Source organism: Pseudomonadota bacterium, from assembly GCA_034660915.1.
Classification (GTDB): Bacteria; Desulfobacterota; Anaeroferrophillalia; order Anaeroferrophillales; family Anaeroferrophillaceae; genus DQWO01.
Genome location: JAYEKE010000048.1, coordinates 67865 through 86791 on the forward strand (window position 1 = coordinate 67865; position 18927 = coordinate 86791).

Here is an 18927-nt window from a genome sequence, read left to right on the forward strand (position 1 = left end):
CAAAACAGCCCAGGCGTAATTCAGCAGAGGAGAAAATTATGAAAAACCAAACAAAAATCGGGATTTTTATCTGTGACCGTTACCGCAGGTGTGCAGGCGGAAAATGCTTCAGATCATTGAAAAAGAGGGAAGGTGCTTTCAGCCGATACAAAGATATGAAAGTTGAACTTGTCGGTTATACCAGCTGTGATGGCTGTCCCGGCGGCAATATTGAATACGCGGTGGACGAAATGAAGAAAAACGGGGCAATGGTGATTCATCTTGCCACCGGTCTGGTTGTGGGATATCCTCCATGCCCTCACATTACTTATTTTAGTGATTTTATCAAAACAAAATATGGTCTTGAAGTCGTTTATGGCACTCATCCGATACCGCAAAAGTACCTCAACATGCACAACAAGTTGGGCACCTGGGATAATCCTGAATGGCAAAAAATTATTCAACCGACATTAGTGGACGAGGAAAATCGTTTATCCTATGACTGAGAAACAGGCGTAGAATTGACATGAAGAAATATATTGCAGGCATTGCCATCGGAACAGCAATAGGCTGTATGGTCGGATTCGTGGTCAAATGCGTCGGCAGTACCTGACCCACAACCGCCAGTCCATGGTCATGGTCAATTGTAGGTGCCATTTCAGGAATTATGCTGGCTTATTACTCAGGATAATCTTCTTGACTCTGCTTCAGAATAATATGCATAGCAGTATAATTATACTCATATTTTACGGTCAATGCTTAATACTTTATAATAACCTACATTAAACGATTAGCTTTTAGCAGTTAGCTATTAGCTCAATAATTACAAGATGTCTCAACTTTCTGACTTGTGTTGCCAGGAGACATTATCAGGATATTTGGGCTTGGCTCACAGCGGCATTGACCGCCGAACGAATCACCACGACGGTGATTCGCGGCGGGCACCTCGGAGCTGCACACGATGTGCAGCGAGAATGAGCGAGAGCCATGCCGAAATATCCTTAAAACAAGTTTTTTCAAGCTGTTTTTTCATAACTCAGAAAGTTGAAAAGATGTTTAATATCATCAACCTTCACCCGTTGGGTGTTGTTACTAACCATCGTAAAGCCCTGATTTTTAAAAGCTAAACGCTAATAGCTCAGCTTAGGAAATCAGTAACGTTCTCTACCTGCTCACCACCAAGGGAGTAATTTTATCATGAAACAAAATACAGCTGTTTTGGGCCTGTTCCTGCTGTTCATTCTCCCCATAATTATTGTCAGCTGCAGCCAATCATCCTCGGAACCGATTAAAATCGGGCTGGCTGTTAACTTGAGCGGTCGCGGTGGTGAGGCTGGTGAATCCATCCGGGATGGCGCCTTGCTGGCGGTCAAGGAAATTAATGAGCAGGGGGGAATAGAAGGGCGCCGCCTTGAATTATTAGTTCGAGACGATGAAAATAATGATGAGGGTATCAGAAAAGCTGATGAGTCACTTATTGATAACCAGGTACTGGCAGTAATCGGCCATAGTTATTCAGCCAATACGATAAAAGCGTATCCCATTGTCACTGCCAAAAATACAGTACTTATAACTGCCTACTCCGCCACCAACTCATTGAGCAAAAAAGATGATCTGTTTCTGAGGACATCGGTAGACTGCAGACTCTATGGTCGGAAAGCCACAAAACTTTTGCAAAAAAAGGGGATTTCTTCGGTAGCCTTTCTTATGGATATGACCAATGCCGCTTTTGCCGTTGACTATGTTAAAAGTGTGAAAAAATATTATAGTGGAAAAATATCTACAACGAGATTTTTTTCCAGAGAAAATACCGACTGGGATCAGGTTGCCAAGACGTTACTGGAACCGCAGCCGGAAGCAGTCTTTCTGCTCACCGAAGCAACCATGACGGCAGTAATTCTCCAGGAATTGCAGAGCCGGAAATACCAGGGGATCCGTCTGGCCACACTCTGGGCACAAAACCCAAACCTGCTCAAATTTGCCGGCCGTACGGCTGAAGGGCTTTCACTCATTTCGTATATTGAGCCGGACAATCAACGGCAAACATACTTGGAATTTTCAAAAAAAATGGTGGAAAAATTCAAAAAACCGGCATCAGGCAGATCGGTCCGCTCTTATTCTCTGGTCAGGATTTTGGCGGATGCCCTGCGCCGATGTCCAAGCATTAATCCTGCCGAATTGAAAAAGTCTTTGCTTGCCGGTAAGTATGAAACCTTAATGGGTCAGGTAAAATTTGATCAGTATGGAGACGTTATCCGTCCAGTTTATGAAATAATTGTCCGCGATGGTCGTTTTCAAAATAATGGAGAAATATGATTGGGCTCACAATCTCTGCATTTTAAAATAACCAGGATTATTGTCTGGATCGCTCTGGCCGGTTTCCTTCTGGCGGCTGTTTTTACCGGTTTTTCCCGCTATCACGAAGTGCGGAAAAACTTTTCTTCAGCCATGACAAACAAGGCGGATATTGCCGGTTCATTAATCTATAACGCTATTTTTACCTATGATGAGCACATAGCTAATTTTCTCAACCAGACCGACGACCTGGATCCTGAAAATCTTTTGCCGTCACTGATTGCCTCACTACGATTTCACAGTGTCAAAGACCTGTTCTACGTCCTTGACAGCTCCGGCACCATAGTATTTCCCCCAAGATTATATCCCTCGTATAATGGTTTTGACATGAGCAATATACTGCCAATGGATCAAACAGAAGAAAAAATTGTTCTTCATCACCAATCCCTTTTTAGCAGTCTCAATGTCGTCAGTATTTTATGTTTTTTGCCAAACAAGAAGATTCTGGTTATTGAACGTAACCTGCAAAATATTATCACCGAAATGGTCCTTCTGGAGATTGGTCAGCAATTTAATGGAGCGTTGGTCTTTGTACTTTCCGATTCGGGCCGGGTTATTTATCACCCCGATTCAACGCTGATGAAAAGCCGCTATAACCTCGGCTTTGAGATAAGTGAACAGAGCAAAATCAGTTCATCAGGTCTATTTACGTATCAAAGCCAGGGGAAGAAATACATCGGTTACCGTAATCCATTATCCATCCCGCATAACTGGACGGTTTACTGCGCCATTCCCTACTCGATTTTAAGTCACGAAATCCTCAAAGCCATCATTTATCAACTTATTTTTGTGGTAGTTCTGTTTTTCCTGCTCTTTATCAGTCTTCGCACCGCTCTTAACCGCTTTCTATCGCAACCGGTCAAAAACATTGTAACCTTCCTGAAGCAACCGGTAGTTGAAAAAAAGTCAGCGGCTACTTTTTCAGCAGTTGAAACGGATATAGCGGAATTCAGGGCAATTAGTGAAGCCATACAACAGCGGGATAAAGCGGTAAGTATAGCTGAGAAAAGTCTGCAGGAAGAAAAAGAACTGTTGGCGGTTACCCTGAAAAGTATTGGGGATGGGATTATTACGACAGACACTGGAGGAATCGTCCTATCACTTAACAAGGTTGCCGAACAAATCACCGGCTGGAACAATAAAGATGCTGCCGGACAAAAAGTGGAAAAAATTTTCACCACTATAGACGGAAAAACCGGTAAACCGCTTGGCTGTCCCGCATACCAAATCCTGAAGCATGGTATCATTACGAATCTGAACCAGGACTATATTCTGATCACCAAAGATGGTAATAAACGTAATATTGCTGACAGCGTTGCCCCAGTCAGGGACAAAGAGAGCAATATAATTGGTGTTGTTCTGGTTTTCCGGGATGTAACCGAGCAGCTACGCACCGAAGAAGAGCTCATCAAAGCAAAAAAACTGGAATCAGTAGGAGTGCTGGCCGGTGGCATAGCCCATGATTTCAACAACATCCTGGTGGCAATTATGGGAAATATCAGCCTGGCCGCCAACTTAGTTGACAAACGGGAAAAAGTATATTCTCTCATAAAAAATGCTGAAAAAGCTTCCCTGCGGGCCAAGGATCTGACTGGACAACTACTAACCTTCGCCAAAGGCGGCGACCCGGTTAAGCAGACCGCAGCCATTGGCGACTTAATCAAGGAGACGGCAAATTTTGTGCTGCATGGCAGCCAGGTTGCTTGTACCTATCATATTCCAGACAATCTCTGGCTCACTGACATTGACAGCGGTCAGATAAGCCAGGTGATCCAAAATCTGGTAATTAATGCCCTGCAGGCTATGCCTGAAGGTGGGACTATTGATATCGCCTGCACGAACATTACCTTTGAAGAAGATGAAGCTTTTTTCCCCTTACCCGCTGGAGACTACATTGAAATATCTCTAAAAGATCATGGGATCGGCATTCAAGAGGAATCTCTTGCCAAAATTTTTGATCCCTATTTTTCCACTAAAAAAGATGGAAGCGGCCTGGGACTGGCCATCTCCTATTCCATCGTCAATAAGCACAAGGGTCATCTTGCCGTCCAATCACAGATTGGCAAAGGAACAACATTTACCATTTACCTGCCGGCCACCAGCCATAAACAACAGCAAAAGCAGAAAATCATGACCACTACAGAATCGTCTCCTGTAAAAACTGGTAAAGTGATGATTATGGATGATGATGAAGTGATTCAAATGGTAGCCGGCGACATGCTCGAGCACCTTGGCTATGAAGCCGTGTTTGCTGACGATGGTCATCAGGCGATGGAATTATACAAAAAGCTGCGAAAAACCTCCGCACCGGTAAAAGTGATCATCATGGATTTAACCATTCCCGGAGGTATGGGAGGTAAGGAGGCAGTAGAGAAGATCCTGGCTGTTGATCCGGATGCCAAGGTTATTGTCTCCAGTGGTTATTCAAATGATCCAGTCATGTCAAACTACCAGAAATACGGTTTTGTCGCCGCGATAGCAAAGCCATTTACCATGGAAGAACTGGCAACAGTATTGGATTCGATTTTCTGATTTTTCAAAGCTAAAAAATTTACCCGGGAGCCGGCAAAGATGGGGCGGCCATGGGTGCCGCCTTAGGAAAAAAGGTTTTGCTGGGTGCTATTATACCCCATTGACGGGATGTTGAAACTGAAACTGGTAATTTTTATCACCTTGCCGGCACGTCAATGATAAGCAATGGCTAGAAGAGAATTACTGAACCTGTATAAGGGCGACATTAGAATAGTTACCCATTTTGCCTTGGCTGTTATAAGCACGGAGAGCAAAGTAGTAGGCAAAACCGGGTGGCACCAGAGCCGAAATGGAAGTTAACGCTTCCATGTCAAAACTTCCTATTGCTTCTCCCTGATAAGGCCAGGGGACATACAGCAGATTATAACCCGCGGCACCATTAAGGAGGTTCCAGGCAAGGGTCACCTGCTGCCCCTGGACATTGGAACTCAGCCGGGTAGCTGGCAGCCAACCGGCCAGCCTGGCCAGCATCCACCAGACAGCCCGGCCCTTGCGGTCACAATTCAGGGATCTGGAGTGGGCACAGTCTACGGAAGAACACTCACCGGGGTGGGCGCCGCACCACTCATCCGCCCAGTTGCCATGATCATAATTACAAGAATCGTAAGCGTTCCTGTCTAGAAAGTAGTTACCGTCGGGGTCATAACTTTCAAGGTCGGCAAAGTCAAAGAGGACCTTGTTATGTTCCCGGCAGAAGGCGCGGATCTGGTTGTTCCTGAGGTTAAGATTGCCGCTCTCGCCGGTACCGTCCAAATGCCCGGTCATGTAAATGAAAGTTACGTCGGGATAGTCCCGTTCGAGCTGTTCCATGGCCTGCAGGTAAGCATTGATCCCGCTTTCCGTATTGTCCGACACCCCACCGCACCATGACCAGATCACCATGTTGGTAGCCGCATTTTCAGGTTTATTCAGGTAGCCTCTGGTCTGCTGCGCCCAGGTGGTGTTGCCGTTATGTCCCAGATCGCCTGGAAATACCCGGTCATGGAATACCATCGAACCGTTTTCACCGTTTCGGCTGAAAGAATAAAGGCTGTTTTGTCCTGCCAGTACTGTCATGCCGCTTACCAGCTGGCTGCCGTGGGAAGTATGCCCGTAGGCGATGTGGAAGTCTGTTTTTGCCTTGATGATCCACTCGGCGGGAATTTTGTTTATATCAGTGCAGTGGTGATCTATGATCAGCGGAAAATCACCGGCAGAAACAGCCGCAGTTACAGAAAGGAAAAAAAGTACCAGAATAGAAACCAGTATTGTTTTAAGACTCATATTCAATCCCTCCTGCTATATTTTACCTTAATTTGGCGTCCAGTAGAACTATAGAATAAAGGAAGCCACCTAATTCATCTCCCCCTCGCTATTGGCAGCAATTCTAACCAAAACATAACGAGTTGTCAAACTATCCGCAAAAAGTAGCGAAATCCTTTCACTTCTTTGCTGACCAGAAACTCTTTTCGGTGCTGCGAGAGAAAAATCTGCAAGGCTTTTCCTCTCTCGATTAATAATGTTTCCACCGTTCTATTACATTTTAGTAATACGCATCTCCGGAAGGACAGTTTCTTGCTCAAATCAATTTTTTTATAACGGTATGAATATATCCTGGCATTCTATATAATTGCCTGATATCCCAAAAAAATATTCACAATTATGCGATTGGCGGTTTTATGGTACGGGTATTGCTTAATTTAAGATTGCGACTTAGCGTATGATAAGTTAACAGGATATAGACGTTCGAAAAAGGCAAACCACTTGAAAGGGTGGGACGCAAAACCACTGGCCTAGGTCCAAACGCGGGTTTTGCCCGCAAGTAAGTGCTCTCATCAGGACATTTTCTTGTTTTTCAACAAGAAAATAACCTGTAAGGCACTAAATTTAAATGGATATGGTAGCAGGGTTGCCGGGCTGATGCAGCACTCCAAAAAAGCTGTGTTTTGCACGGATTAAAAACACACGGGGGTGTCAGCATGAAACGATCCAAGACAAAAAAGAATGCAATATCTCGAGGAATCTTCTTTTCCTCGGCAAGTTTCCTGGTTTTCGTTATTTGTATATTTTCTCTTTTCCTCTCTCCCTGCAGCGTCTGGGCAGTTAATGCCACTCTGACCTGGAATGCCAACACCGAGGAGGACCTTGCCGGGTACCGCATTTTCTATCGGGCAGAAGGACAAAGTTACAATTATGATACTCCTGCCTGGGAAGGAATGGCAGAAACTTGCATAATCTCTGATCTGGATGATAATACAACGTATTATTTTGTGGTCAAAGCATTTGATACCTCGGACAACGAAAGCACAGACAGCGCCGAAGCTTGTTATTTGCCTAACCGTCCCCCGGTACTCAATGCCATCGGCACAAAAACCGTCAATGAAAATGAATCACTGGTGTTTACAATCTCTGCCAGCGATCCCGATACTGACACGCTGACCTATACGGCCGGCAACCTGCCAACCGGCGCCAGCTTTGATGCCGCCCAGCAACGATTCAGCTGGACTCCCGGATATGGTGCATCGGGGAACTACACCGTCATCTTTACGGTAACCGACAACGGCACTCCAATCAAGAGCGATTCTGAAGAGATAACCATTACGGTAGGCAACGTCAACCGGCCTCCGGTGCTTAATGCCATCGGCGCAAAAACTGTCGATGAAAATGAATTGCTTGAATTCACGATCTCTGCCAGCGATCTTGACGCTGACGCCCTCACCTATACGGCCAGCAGCTTGCCTACCGGCGCCAGCTTTGATGACGCCCAGCAACGATTCAGCTGGACTCCCGGATATAGCACGGCGGGAAACTATACGGTTACCTTTACGGCAACCGACAACGGCACTCCAGCTCAGAGTGATTCTGAAACAGTAACCATTACGGTAGGCAACGTCAACCGGCCCCCGGTACTCAATGCCATCGGCACAAAAACCGTCAATGAAAATGAATTACTTGAGTTTACAATTACCGCCAGTGACCCTGATGCGGACACGCTGATCTATACAGCCGGCGGTCTGCCAACCGGTGCCGGCTTTAATGCCGCTCAGCAACGATTCAGCTGGACTCCAGGATATGGCGCGGCTGGAAACTATACGGTTACCTTTACGGCAACCGATAACGGCACTCCAGCTCAGAATGATTCTGAAACAGTAACTATTACGGTAGGCGACGTGAATCGGCCACCGGTACTCAATGCCATCGGCGCAAAAACCGTTGATGAAAATGAATTACTTGAGTTTACGATCACCGCCAGTGATCCTGATGCTGACGCCCTGACCTATGCGGCCAGCAATCTGCCTACCGGCGCCAGCTTTGATGACGCCCAACAAAGGTTCAACTGGACTCCCGGCTATGGCGAGTCGGGGAACTATACCGTCACCTTTACGGCAACCGACAACGGCACTCCAGCTCAGAGTGATTCTGAAACGATAACCATTACGGTGGGCAACGTCAACCGACCTCCAGTGCTCAATTCCATCGGCGCAAAAACCGTTGATGAAAATGAATTACTTGAGTTTACGATCACCGCCAGTGATCCTGATGCTGACATACTGACCTATACGGCCAGTAATCTGCCAACCGGTGCCAGCTTTGATGACGCCCAGCAAAAATTCAGCTGGACTCCAGGATACGGCGCGGCCGGAAACTACACCGTCACTTTCACGGTAACCGACGATGGTGCTCCAACTCAGAGCGATTCTGAAACAATAACCATTACGGTTGAAATCCCTGAGGATAATGTACCACCGGCACCTCCAGTAAATGTACATGTGCATATAGAATAGATATATGCATTGTTGACCGAATGATAAACTAAGTGGGGGGCTCTTCTTCAAGAAGTGCCCCCCTTTGGTTTATAATCAGCCAGTGGTTTGCATGTACTGGTCGAAGATCACCCGTTCTCCAAGGCTTCGAAACCTGAAATAATATCCAAAAGCTCTTCGGTAATGGCCGTCTGGCGCTGATGGTGAAATTCACCGTTCAGCACTTCCAGCTTTTCCTCGATATTTTTTTCCGCCCGCTGCATGGCTGCCAGGCGGCTGGCGTTTTCGCTGGCCAGTGAATGGGCCAGGGAGCGGAAGAGGGAAATAAAAATATATTGGCGGATGAGAGCGGAAAAAAGAGGGTCCCAAGCCATCGTATAGGTGGGAAGCGAAGGTCCCGGCCAGCCTTTCTGCCGCAGTTTCTGCAGCCATTCCTGATCTTCGGGCAGCAGTTTGAACACCCGTGGCTGGTAACTCACCCCTGAATCCTGTTGGTTGAAGAAGAGAAATACCTGGTCAAGCCGCAGGTCCCGGCGCCAGGCATCGATATCAAGCAGTAATTCCCCCACGATTGAGGTTATTCCTTCCACCGAACCGGGAACCCTGAACGTCCTCTGCACCGGCAGACCTTCATCGCGCAAGATAGCGTCAACTTTTTCTCCCACCGCCAGTATCGGCCGTTTTTGCGGATCCAGCCCCAGGTAGTCTTTTATGGCAGCCAGCGAGAAGGCGACAATCTGATCATTCAATGAACCACACATACCCACATCGGAACCGATGACCACGGCACCCATACTCTGGCGGGGAGCAAGGCGTGCCCCCACCAGCAGATCATCCCGATGGCGCATGACCACCTGCAATCCCATTTCCACCGTCTTACCATAATCCCCCACTGACTCAGCCGCTTGTTCATACTGGCGAATATTGACGGCTGCCAGTGATTTCATGGTTTTAACCACCGATAATAGTTTCTCAGTACTCCTGATCCGGGCTCTCATGCTTTCAATACCGCGCATGCCGCTTTATCCCTGCATTTCCGGAGTTATTTTTTCCTGATCTTTTTTCATCACCTGCCGCATACTTTCCAGGTCATCATCGGATAACTGACTCCCTGCATCTATCCTTTTTACCAGCTCAGGGAGATTATCGTTTATGCGCCGGCAGATGTGCTCTGCTGCCGCCGGGATATCGGCCAATGGCAGTTCATCGAAAAACCCTTCGGACACCGCCACCAAGGCACTAATCTGATCAGCAACCGACAGGGGGGCATACTGCGACTGCTTTAAAATTTCCCGCACCCGTCGTCCCCGCTCGATGGCTTTGCCGGTTTCCTCATCCAGCCGGGCACCAAAGCGAGAAAAGGCCTCCAGCTCCACAAACTGGGAATAGGAAAGCCGCAGATCACCCGCAACCTTCCGGTAGGCGGCCAGCTGGGTTTTGCCGCCGACCCGGGATACCGATTTACCCACATCCACTGCCGGCATAATGCCCTTTTGAAAAAGGTTTGGGTCCAGGTAGATTTGGCCATCAGTGATGGAAATGATATTGGTGGGAATATAAGCAGAGATATTCTGGGCCTCGGTTTCCACAATCGGCAGCGCGGTCATGGAACCGCCGCCACGTTCCAGGCTTAAATGGGTAAACCTCTCCAAGAGGCGGGAGTGGATATAAAAAATATCGCCTGGAAATGCTTCCCGACCGGGCGGGCGTCGCAACAGCAGGGAAATTTCCCGATAAGCCCGGGCGTGATGGGTCAAATCGTCAAAAACAACCAGCACATCCCGGCCCTGTTCCATAAAATATTCCCCGATACTGGTGGCTGCATAGGGGCTGATAAACTGCACACCGGGGGGAGCGTTTTCCGTGGCAACAACAACGACGCAGTACTCCATCGCCTGATGCTCCCGCAGGGAGGCAATCACTCTGGCAACGGACGTTACCCGCTTGCCGATGGCGCAGTAGATACAGATAACGTCTTTATCTTTCTGATTAATGATCGTATCCACCGCAATAGCGGTTTTGCCGGTTTGCCGATCCCCCAGGATAAGTTCCCGCTGCCCCCGGCCAATGGGAATCAGGGCATCAATAACTTTCAACCCGGTTTGCAGCGGCACTTTGACCGGCGCCCGATCCATGATCGCTGGAGCCGGCCGTTCCACCGGCAGCCGCTCCGTCAATAAAATTTTGCCGGCATTATCCAAAGGCCGGCCCTGGGGATTGATGACCCGCCCGAGCAGCGCTTCGCCAACCGGAATATCCAGGACCCGTACGGTCCGCCGAACTTCGCTGCCGGCCCGCAATCCTTCACTTTCATCCAGCAGGACAACCCCGATCTCATGGGCATCCAGATTGGATGCCATTCCCAAGCGGTTCCCGGGAAAGCTCAAGACTTCATCCGCCTTAACTCCTTTCAGCCCGTTAACCTGGACGATACCGGAACCTACAGAGGCGATTGTCCCCACCTTTTCCAGCCGCAGCTCCGGATTATAAGTTTCCAGAACCTGCTCCAGGGTCGCGGAAGACTGGGCCAGGGAAAGTTCCAATACTTTATTTTCATCATTCATGGTAAGAATTGTTCCCTGCCGACTGCCGGTTTCCGGTTTTCCGGCCATGCTTTTCCTCCTCGGCCTCCAGGCTTTCCCGTATCCGCTCCTCCAGATGTTCCAGGTAATATTCCAGGTTCCAGGCAATCTTCTGTCCGCGACTGACCAACTCAATACCCAGAATTATCTCAGGCATGGTTTCATACTCCACCTTGATCTCCTCGTCCAGAACCTGATGCACTGCGGCGGTGATTTTACGACGGTCAGTCGCAGAAAGTTCCCCGGCGCTGCGAACCGTGGCCACCCCGTCTTCTTTCATAATGGAGCTCACCGCCTCCTGGCGTTCAGCACTATCCATGGTTTCCAGCCGGGTCAGGAATGAATCTATCACTTTCTCCTCGAGATCGCTATCAGCCAGATCCGTCAGGGCCCGACGGCTGATGGCAAAAACCTGACCGGCAGCCGTCCGGCGGAGTTCACTTATAAACGATTCCTGCTCCTTATGCAGCAATTCCCGCCACCGGTCACGTAAGCTATCAATCTCTTTTCTGGCCCTTTGGGTCTCTTCTTCCCGACGGCGATCGGCTTCTGCTTCAACCTTGGACAGGACCTCATCACGCTTCTGATCAAGTTCCAGTTTTTTCTGGCGATAGAGCTCCTGTTCCTGCACCGCTTTCTGCTGCTGGTCCTCCGCCTCTTGCAGGCGGGAATGAATCTTTCCTTCACGTTCATCCATCGCCTTGATAATACGATCGTAAAGAAAATATTTCAGCAGCGCCATCAGAATAAGGAAATTAACTATCTGGGCCGCAACCGTAAACCAATTAATGAGCACGGTTCATCCTCCCACCTTGTCGAGAAAATAATTCCAGAACGGATTGGCAAAAATGAGAATCATGGAAATAACCAGACAGTATATAGCAGTGGACTCGATCATCGCCAAGCCGACAAACAGAGTCCGGGTAATGGTATTGGCTTCATCTGGTTGCTGGGCAATGGAACTGAGTGCCTGGGATACCGCCCGACCTTCCCCCAGAGCCGGGCCGATGGCACCGATACCAATGGTCAGGCCGGCGGTAAAAATGGAAACCATACCAATAAAACAAAGACTATCCATACGAGTTGTCTCCTTTCTGTTTTTTCTCTGGTTGTTTCTTTTCACGAACGCGCAAGGCGGCGGCAATGTAGACTATCGCCAGAATAGCAAAGATATAGGCCTGGATAAGCCCGGTCAAAAGTCCCAGGGCCTGCATAAAAATGGGGAAGATCAATGGAGCCAGGGCCAGAAAAATCGCGGCGATTTTCGCCCCGCTCATGACATTACCGAAAAGACGTACCGCCAGGGCCAGGGTGCGGGACAGCTCGCCGATGACATTAAACGGCAGCATGAAAACCGTTGGCTGCAGATAATTACGCAGATACTGACCAAATCCCTGATCCCGGATACCATACCAGGGAACCGCGATAAAAACACAAATGGCCAAAGCGGCAGTGGTGGACAGTGAAGCGGTGGGGGCAACATAACCGGGAACCACGGCCAGGAGGTTGGAAACCACAATAAAAATAAAAAGGGTACCGATGAAAGGCAGAAATTTGTCCGGCTGCCGCTGGCTTATCTCCCGAATCTGCTGTCTGATGCCGGCAACGACAATTTCCAGCAGGTTCTGCCAGCGGGATAAACGCAGATCGCCCGACAAATTCCTGGTTGCCAGCCATGAGCCACCCACCAGCAGCAGCATAATCGCCCAGGTAAAAACCAGGGTTGCATTAATTAAAACCGCCCCCCAAGACCAGAAAACCACCTGATCCGGAGTAAGCTGTTGGATATCCATCAGCAGGTTCTCCCGGAGGGAATAAACGGCTTTTCCGGCTGAAACCAGCGAACCAGAATAAAACGCATGACGATAAAACCCAGTAAACTGACCAGCAACCTTTCCCAGCAGCCGGACATGACCAGGTAAAAACCGGCCATGCTGACGGCGCTGCGGGCCAGGTAACTGCCCAAGGTCCAGCTGGCGGGAAAACGTACCTTTGGCAGGCGGCGGACCGTCAACCAGAGGGCAAGAAAATAAAAACTACCAATGAAAAGGCCGGCGGCAAAAGCCATTATCAGATCCAGGGTGTTACTGTGCATGTTTATTCACCTCCGTAATTCAGCTATCTCCTGCTCTCTTGTTTGAGCCAATACCAGGCTTGCAGGCAACCTAAAATAACGCCAATCAAAAGACCCATCAGGGTCCATGAATAAGAACTTTCCCAGGTTTTATCCACCCAGACACCCAGGGCCACACCTATAAGGGTGGGTATGGTCACTGACCAGCCAACCAGGCCGAACATCCCGAGACCAAACCAGATATCCTGCCCTTTTTGCCGCCGTCCTTTCAGTTTCCGCTGTTCTTTGGCGGCAATCTGCCGGCTGAATTCAGCCGTTTCCTGCGGTTTTTTCTCCGGCTGCCGGTCATCCATGTTTTTGAATCTCCAGAAAGGAGCGGATAAAATCAGCCTCAATCTTTGAAATGGCCGAACGAACCGTTTTTTCCCGGTCGTCGAGGATGAGAAATTCATCCTCTACCAGGCGGGTCAGAGTTCCCAGGTCCGTTCCCTGAACCGCGCGACGACTGGAAACCAGCACCCGGCGGCCACATTTCACCAGCACTCCCTCATCCACAGCCAGAAAGATTTCCCGACCGTCATGGTTCACAAAAGAAAACAAACCGGGAACCAAGGCAGCGGCAAAATCAATATGCCGGGGGCGCAGACAAAAAGAACCATTCTGTGCCTCGGCAGTAATTTTGCTGGCTTTCTCATCGATCAGTATCATGGTTGGCAGGATAATTTTCAGTTCCACCCCTACTTCACCTCATCTAGGCTGCCAATCATATAAAGGGATTTTTCCGGATAGCGGCTGAATTCATCATTTAAAATCCGCTCGCAGCCATCCAGTGCCGCTGGCAAAGGAACAAATTTACCAGTATAACCAGTAAACTGTTCAGTCACACTGAATGGCTGGGTCAAAAAGCGTTCCAGACGCCGGGCCCGGTTTACCGTGTGCCGGTCCCGCTGGGATAACTCTTCCAGGCCCAGCATGGCAATGATATCCTTGAGTTCTTCGTATTCAGCCAGGGTTTCCCGGACCTGCTGTGCCAGGCGATAATGGCGCTCACCGACAATCTGGGGAACCAGCATTTTGGAATTGGAGGCCAGCGGATCAATGGCGGGATAAAACCCCTCACTGGCCCGTTTGCGGGACAAAACTACGGAAGCGGTTAGATGACCAAAGGTATGGACGGCAGCGGGATCAGTGAAATCATCGGCGGGAACATATACCGCCTGTACTGAAGAGATGGACCCGGTAGCGGTGGAGCAGATCCTTTCTTCCAGCTCCGCAAGCTCCGTCCCCAGAGTGGGTTGATATCCCAAACGCGAGGGAAGCTGTCCCAAAAGGCCTGACACTTCCATCCCCGCCTGAATAAAGCGAAAAATATTGTCAACCAGCAGCAGCACATCCTGGCCGGCCTCGTCACGGAAATACTCCGCCATGGTCAGCGCCGCGTGCCCGACCCTGAACCTGGCTCCGGGAGGTTCATTCATCTGGCCGAAAACCATGACCGTATTCTGCAAAACCTCCGCTTCTTTCATCTCCCGATAGAGTTCTTCACCTTCACGAAGTCGTTCACCAATCCCGCAAAACAGGCTTATCCCTCCATGTCCGCCAACGACGTTATGGATCATCTCCATGATCAGCACCGTTTTGCCCACTCCGGCACCGCCGAAAAGCCCGGCTTTTCCCCCGCGCTCCAGAGGAGCCAGGACATCAATGGCCTTGATGCCAGTGGTGAAAATCTCGGACGTGGTTATCTGCCGGTTCAACGGCACCGGCCGCTGGTGAATAGCGCGCTTTTTTCCCGCTTCCACCGGTCCCAGGCGATCAACAGGTTCACCAAAGACATTAAACACCCGACCCAGCAGATGTCTGCCCACCGGTACTTCCAATGAGCGGCCGGTATCAATGATTGTTGATCCTTGGGCCAGCCCCTGGATCGAAGTCAAAGCTATACCCCTTACCGTATGGATATCCAGGTGGGAAACCACCTCAAAAATAATTTCCTGATTTTCTCCACCCCGCAGGATGTTGAAAAGTGATGGCAGGCGTTTATCAAAATGGACATCCACCACACTGCCACGGACGGAAATAACTGCTCCAACGTTATTCATGGCCACCAATCAATTACTTTCTGCCATCAAAAAGATTGACACTTTTTCAGCCCGGGCAGGCAAATCCATTAAGAAAAACCAGATATCTTGAAAAGGAAGTTTTAAGTCACCCTGAATAACATCTTGGATTCATTTACCTTTAGCTTAAACCCTAATATAGTTTAATCAAATTAATATCAATGTCAAATGTCAAATACACGCAAATACTATCACCTCCAATTTGACAGAATAGCAGAAAGGGTTATAATTTCATTATAATCAACCAATTTTAAGCGGCCATCTTACTAAAAGGCACAGAAGTGTTCTGAGCCTGAAAATGGCAGGCGGATTGACATACCAGACAAAGGAGGGCAAGATGATGAAAGAAGCCATGTTTTATCAACCCGGAGAGAAAAATGATGTTTTCTGCGGCTTATGCAACCATCGCTGCCATATCAAGGAGGGGAAGCGGGGTATCTGCGGGGTGCGGGAAAATCAGGGTGGAAAGCTGTACAGCCTGGTATATGGTCGGTTGATAGCCGAAAACACCGATCCCATCGAAAAAAAACCGCTGTTCAACTTCCTGCCCGGTAGCAGATCCTTTTCCATTGCCACCGTCGGCTGCAATTTCAAGTGCCTCCACTGCCAGAACGCCGACATTTCGCAATATCCCCATCTGCACGGCGGTGAGATAGCCGGCGATGAACGTCGGGCGGAATCCGTGGTTGACTACGCGGTGCGTGAAAATTGTGCCAGTATCAGCTACACCTATGTGGAACCGACAATCTTTTATGAATTTGCTTACGACTGCTCGGTATTGGCCCACGAACGGCAGCTGAAAAATGTTTTTGTCAGCAACGGTTACATGACCCCCGAGGTTACCCGTCATCTGGCAGGAGTTCTGGACGGCATCAATATTGATATCAAGGGATTTACCGATGATTTTTACAAAAAGGTATGCAAGGCCCGGCTGCAGCCGGTGCTGGACAACGTCCAGCTAATGCATGAACTCGGGGTATGGGTCGAAACAACCACCCTAATTATTCCGGGGCTCAATGATTCACCGGAAGAACTGCGCGATACTGCCAGATTTATCAAAAGTGTTTCCGCGGCCATTCCCTGGCATGTGACCGCCTTTTATCCCACTTACAAGATGCAGGATCGTCCACCGACACCGGCAGCAACCCTGCGCCAGGCCAGAGAAATAGGCCTTAAGGAAGGATTACGATTTGTTTATGAGGGTAATATCCCCGGGGAGGGAGGCGAAAGCACCTACTGCCCGGCCTGTGGCGCAGAATTGATCAATCGCTATGGCTTCAGCATCCGGAGCAACAGCCTGGTTGACGGTCGCTGCGGTAAATGCGGTGAAGTCATTGAAGGAGTCTGGAGGTAAAACCATGGAAATCACTATCGTCTTTGATAATTACCCCTACAATCCAGAGCTTAAATCTCTCTGGGGGTTTTCAGCCTTTTTGCAAATCCCCAATCAGACAATACTTTTTGATACCGGCAGTAATGGGCCTGTACTTTCACGAAATATACAAACTTTAGGCTTGAATATCAAAGATATTGATACCCTTTTTATCTCTCACCCCCATTGGGATCATATAGGAGGGGTTGACTCAGTCATCGAACAAAATCCAAATTTGCATATTTTTGCGCCTGATTCGCTCTCAAAACATTTGCTCCGTGATTTGAGAAATCATGTTCAGAATGTAACCATTATCGACTACCAGGCAACCCAACTTTTTGACCATGTATACTCAACCGGAGTCATGGACGAAGATCTCATCGGCGAACAATCAATGGTCATCGATACAAAGGGAGGTCTGGTCGTCATCACCGGTTGTGCTCATCCCGGCATTGTCAATATAGCCAGAAAAGCCAGGCAGATGTTAGATAAAGAAATCCTTCTCTTAATGGGAGGATTTCATCTGCTGAATGATAATCCTACGGCGATACAAAAAGTGATACATTCTCTACAAAATTCAGCGGTCAATTATGTCTGCCCGACTCACTGCAGCGGTGACCTGGCCAAAAAAATGTTTAAAGAAAGTTTTAAGGAAAAATATATTGAGGGAGGAGTGGGGGCAAAAGTAAAGCTGACAGATGCCGTCTTCAACCCATTGTGAAGAGGAACCAAAAGCCCCAATAAAACGGCTGAAGCTTCAAACAAAACCACAAAAACCGAAGGATTATTCGCCCGTCGAATGAATTCCTTCGGAAAGCATGGCTGAACTGCCGGTCACCCCGGCAGCTATAAACTTGGTAAACGCAATCAAGGCATTGCCAGCCAGCGCCGCGTAGATAACCTTTTTGGAAGAAAATTCCATTGGTTTCCTTATTGTCCAGCTAAAAGTAAAAGGCTGAAATCCGCATAGATTTCAGCCTTTCCTTACAACAAGAATCTCATACAAAAACTACTTGCTGGATAGTTTCCGCAACAGTTTGATGGTACCCGGATTCAGCTGCCCATTTTCAGGCAAACCATAATCCTTTTGAAAAGCAGAAACTGCCGCACGAGTATTTTTTCCCGCCAGACCATCAGGGGTGCCGGTATTATAGCCGAGAGAATTCAACATCCCCTGCATTTCCTTAACCACCGCCCGCCCGGGACCCGCAGGTGCCGCTGCCGGAGTCGCCGCCCTGGCATTTCCGCCATAATGGTAAAATTTTTGCGGGGTCTTACTCACAATAAATTCAACCGCTTTATTAATAACCTGCCTGAGTGCTTTTTCTTTGGGGGTATTTTTCCAGCCACCTAAAGCACCACCCAAAGCACCACCGCCCCAATAACCACCCAGGGCGCCACCAAGATTTACATCCGTAGATGATCCCTCAACGCTGGTAGCCGCTAAAATCCGCGATGTCCTGGCATCAATAACCCGAAGATCAATGGCCATATGCGCTTTTTTAAAACCACCGGTAATCGCTCCGAGAATTCCGCCGCCACCACCGCCCAAGGCACCACGAGCACCTGAGGCCCCGGGATCAAATTCAGTTACAGCCGCAACCACCAGCAGCTCAGCTCCTTCAATTTCACCGATCGCCGCTTCGGTACCTTTTTTAATTCTTCCTGAAGCCCCAAGATCCTGTTCAGAAAGCACATTATCAAGGGTTTGACGCTCCAAAACAATGAATCGATTGGTACTAAATAAGGCGGTTACCAACTGATCCGCCATTCCGGTTCCAATGTGCGGATTCCACCAGCCTCCCATATTCCCGGCTTTGTTTTTGAACTGAGCGACTGCTATCCTGGCCTTAGGGCCATTATAGCTTTCGGCCCGAGCTTCCCCCATGGAAGGGGAATCCTGACCGGAAGTAACTGTTGTTGTCGTTCCCGGGGTAACGCAACCTACAAACAACATGCTACAAAATAATACAGTAAAAACACCTAATCCGCAGCCCAATAATTTATTTATAGCTTTCATCTTCTCCCCTTTCACCCGACTTTCCCTCTGATAATTTAGAAAGTATTTGTAAGAATAAACAGATAAAAGATATTCTCGACAAACAGATTAAATACTTAAGCAAAAATAACGATTAATATTTTTAACATCCTGTTTTATCAACTGTCAAGC

At 48.5% G+C, this 18927-nt stretch carries 17 protein-coding genes, 1 pseudogene and 1 riboswitch; of the genes and pseudogenes, 6 read left to right on the forward strand and 12 right to left on the reverse strand.

Annotated elements, in window-relative coordinates; all coding sequences use genetic code 11:
- Positions 1–38: 38 nt before the first annotated feature.
- The 3 genes from U9P07_03130 to U9P07_03140 all read left to right on the forward strand — a co-directional run bounded on the left by U9P07_03130 (position 39) and on the right by U9P07_03140 (position 4866).
- Positions 39–485: a CGGC domain-containing protein gene (locus U9P07_03130; protein ID MEA2108397.1), complete on the forward strand. Its 447-nt coding sequence runs from the start codon at positions 39–41 to the stop codon at positions 483–485.
- A 691-nt stretch (positions 486–1176) separates the two neighbouring features.
- Positions 1177–2295, forward strand: coding sequence for an ABC transporter substrate-binding protein (locus tag U9P07_03135; GenBank protein ID MEA2108398.1), 1119 nt, complete (start codon positions 1177–1179; stop codon positions 2293–2295).
- Complete coding sequence (locus U9P07_03140; GenBank protein MEA2108399.1) at positions 2296–4866, forward strand: ATP-binding protein; 2571 nt, start codon at positions 2296–2298, stop codon at positions 4864–4866.
- A gap of 180 nt (positions 4867–5046) precedes the next feature.
- Here U9P07_03140 and U9P07_03145 read toward each other — a convergent pair whose 3' ends face one another.
- The gene (locus tag U9P07_03145; protein MEA2108400.1) at positions 5047–6129 is read right to left on the reverse strand and encodes a hypothetical protein; all 1083 of its coding nucleotides are present in this window, start codon (positions 6127–6129) and stop codon (positions 5047–5049) included.
- 460 nt (positions 6130–6589) lie between these two features.
- Positions 6590–6762, forward strand: a riboswitch (cyclic di-GMP riboswitch).
- 62 nt (positions 6763–6824) lie between these two features.
- On the opposite strand from U9P07_03145, the gene U9P07_03150 reads away from it, so the two are divergent.
- Entirely contained in the window at positions 6825–8630 is a 1806-nt protein-coding gene (locus U9P07_03150; GenBank protein ID MEA2108401.1) for a putative Ig domain-containing protein, read from the forward strand.
- 107 nt (positions 8631–8737) lie between these two features.
- Here the strand turns inward: U9P07_03150 and U9P07_03155 are convergent, their stop codons facing one another.
- Genes U9P07_03155 through atpD form a run of 9 tightly spaced genes read right to left on the reverse strand, consistent with a single transcriptional unit; the run spans position 8738 to position 15367 of the window.
- The gene (locus U9P07_03155; protein ID MEA2108402.1) at positions 8738–9625 is read right to left on the reverse strand and encodes a F0F1 ATP synthase subunit gamma; all 888 of its coding nucleotides are present in this window, start codon (positions 9623–9625) and stop codon (positions 8738–8740) included.
- Between the two features lie 6 nt (positions 9626–9631).
- Positions 9632–11173 carry an alternate F1F0 ATPase, F1 subunit alpha gene (locus tag U9P07_03160; GenBank protein MEA2108403.1) on the reverse strand — a complete coding sequence of 514 codons (1542 nt, stop codon included), beginning with the start codon at positions 11171–11173 and terminating at the stop codon, positions 9632–9634.
- Entirely contained in the window at positions 11166–11987 is an 822-nt protein-coding gene (locus U9P07_03165; protein MEA2108404.1) for a F0F1 ATP synthase subunit B, read from the reverse strand. The genes U9P07_03160 and U9P07_03165 overlap by 8 nt, the downstream gene beginning before the upstream one ends.
- Positions 11988–11990: 3 nt before the next feature.
- On the reverse strand, positions 11991–12269 hold the full coding sequence (locus U9P07_03170; protein ID MEA2108405.1) for a F0F1 ATP synthase subunit C: 279 nt from the start codon (positions 12267–12269) through the stop codon (positions 11991–11993).
- Positions 12262–12984: a F0F1 ATP synthase subunit A gene (locus tag U9P07_03175; GenBank protein ID MEA2108406.1), complete on the reverse strand. Its 723-nt coding sequence runs from the start codon at positions 12982–12984 to the stop codon at positions 12262–12264. Before U9P07_03175 ends, U9P07_03170 begins: the two co-directional genes overlap by 8 nt.
- On the reverse strand, positions 12984–13286 hold the full coding sequence (locus U9P07_03180) for an ATP synthase subunit I (GenBank protein MEA2108407.1): 303 nt from the start codon (positions 13284–13286) through the stop codon (positions 12984–12986). The genes U9P07_03175 and U9P07_03180 overlap by 1 nt, the downstream gene beginning before the upstream one ends.
- 23 nt (positions 13287–13309) lie before the next feature.
- Positions 13310–13618: an AtpZ/AtpI family protein gene (locus tag U9P07_03185; protein ID MEA2108408.1), complete on the reverse strand. Its 309-nt coding sequence runs from the start codon at positions 13616–13618 to the stop codon at positions 13310–13312.
- The gene (locus tag U9P07_03190) at positions 13611–14000 is read right to left on the reverse strand and encodes a F0F1 ATP synthase subunit epsilon (protein MEA2108409.1); all 390 of its coding nucleotides are present in this window, start codon (positions 13998–14000) and stop codon (positions 13611–13613) included. The genes U9P07_03185 and U9P07_03190 overlap by 8 nt, the downstream gene beginning before the upstream one ends.
- 2 nt (positions 14001–14002) lie before the next feature.
- Positions 14003–15367, reverse strand: coding sequence for a F0F1 ATP synthase subunit beta (gene atpD / locus U9P07_03195; protein MEA2108410.1), 1365 nt, complete (start codon positions 15365–15367; stop codon positions 14003–14005).
- Between the two features lie 358 nt (positions 15368–15725).
- On the opposite strand from atpD, the gene amrS reads away from it, so the two are divergent.
- Together amrS and U9P07_03205 are read left to right on the forward strand one after the other, a co-directional pair.
- Positions 15726–16739 (forward strand): AmmeMemoRadiSam system radical SAM enzyme, encoded by a 1014-nt coding sequence (gene amrS, locus U9P07_03200; GenBank protein MEA2108411.1) that lies wholly within the window; start codon positions 15726–15728, stop codon positions 16737–16739.
- A gap of 4 nt (positions 16740–16743) precedes the next feature.
- A complete protein-coding gene (locus tag U9P07_03205) occupies positions 16744–17478 on the forward strand; it encodes an MBL fold metallo-hydrolase (GenBank protein ID MEA2108412.1) in 735 nt (244 codons plus the stop codon).
- A gap of 75 nt (positions 17479–17553) precedes the next feature.
- Here the strand turns inward: U9P07_03205 and U9P07_03210 are convergent.
- Both U9P07_03210 and U9P07_03215 read right to left on the reverse strand, forming a co-directional pair.
- Positions 17554–17679: pseudogene (locus tag U9P07_03210) on the reverse strand (cation transporter).
- Positions 17680–17766: 87 nt separating this feature from the next.
- Positions 17767–18645, reverse strand: coding sequence for a CsgG/HfaB family protein (locus U9P07_03215; GenBank protein ID MEA2108413.1), 879 nt, complete (start codon positions 18643–18645; stop codon positions 17767–17769).
- Between the last annotated feature and the right edge of the window lie 282 nt (positions 18646–18927).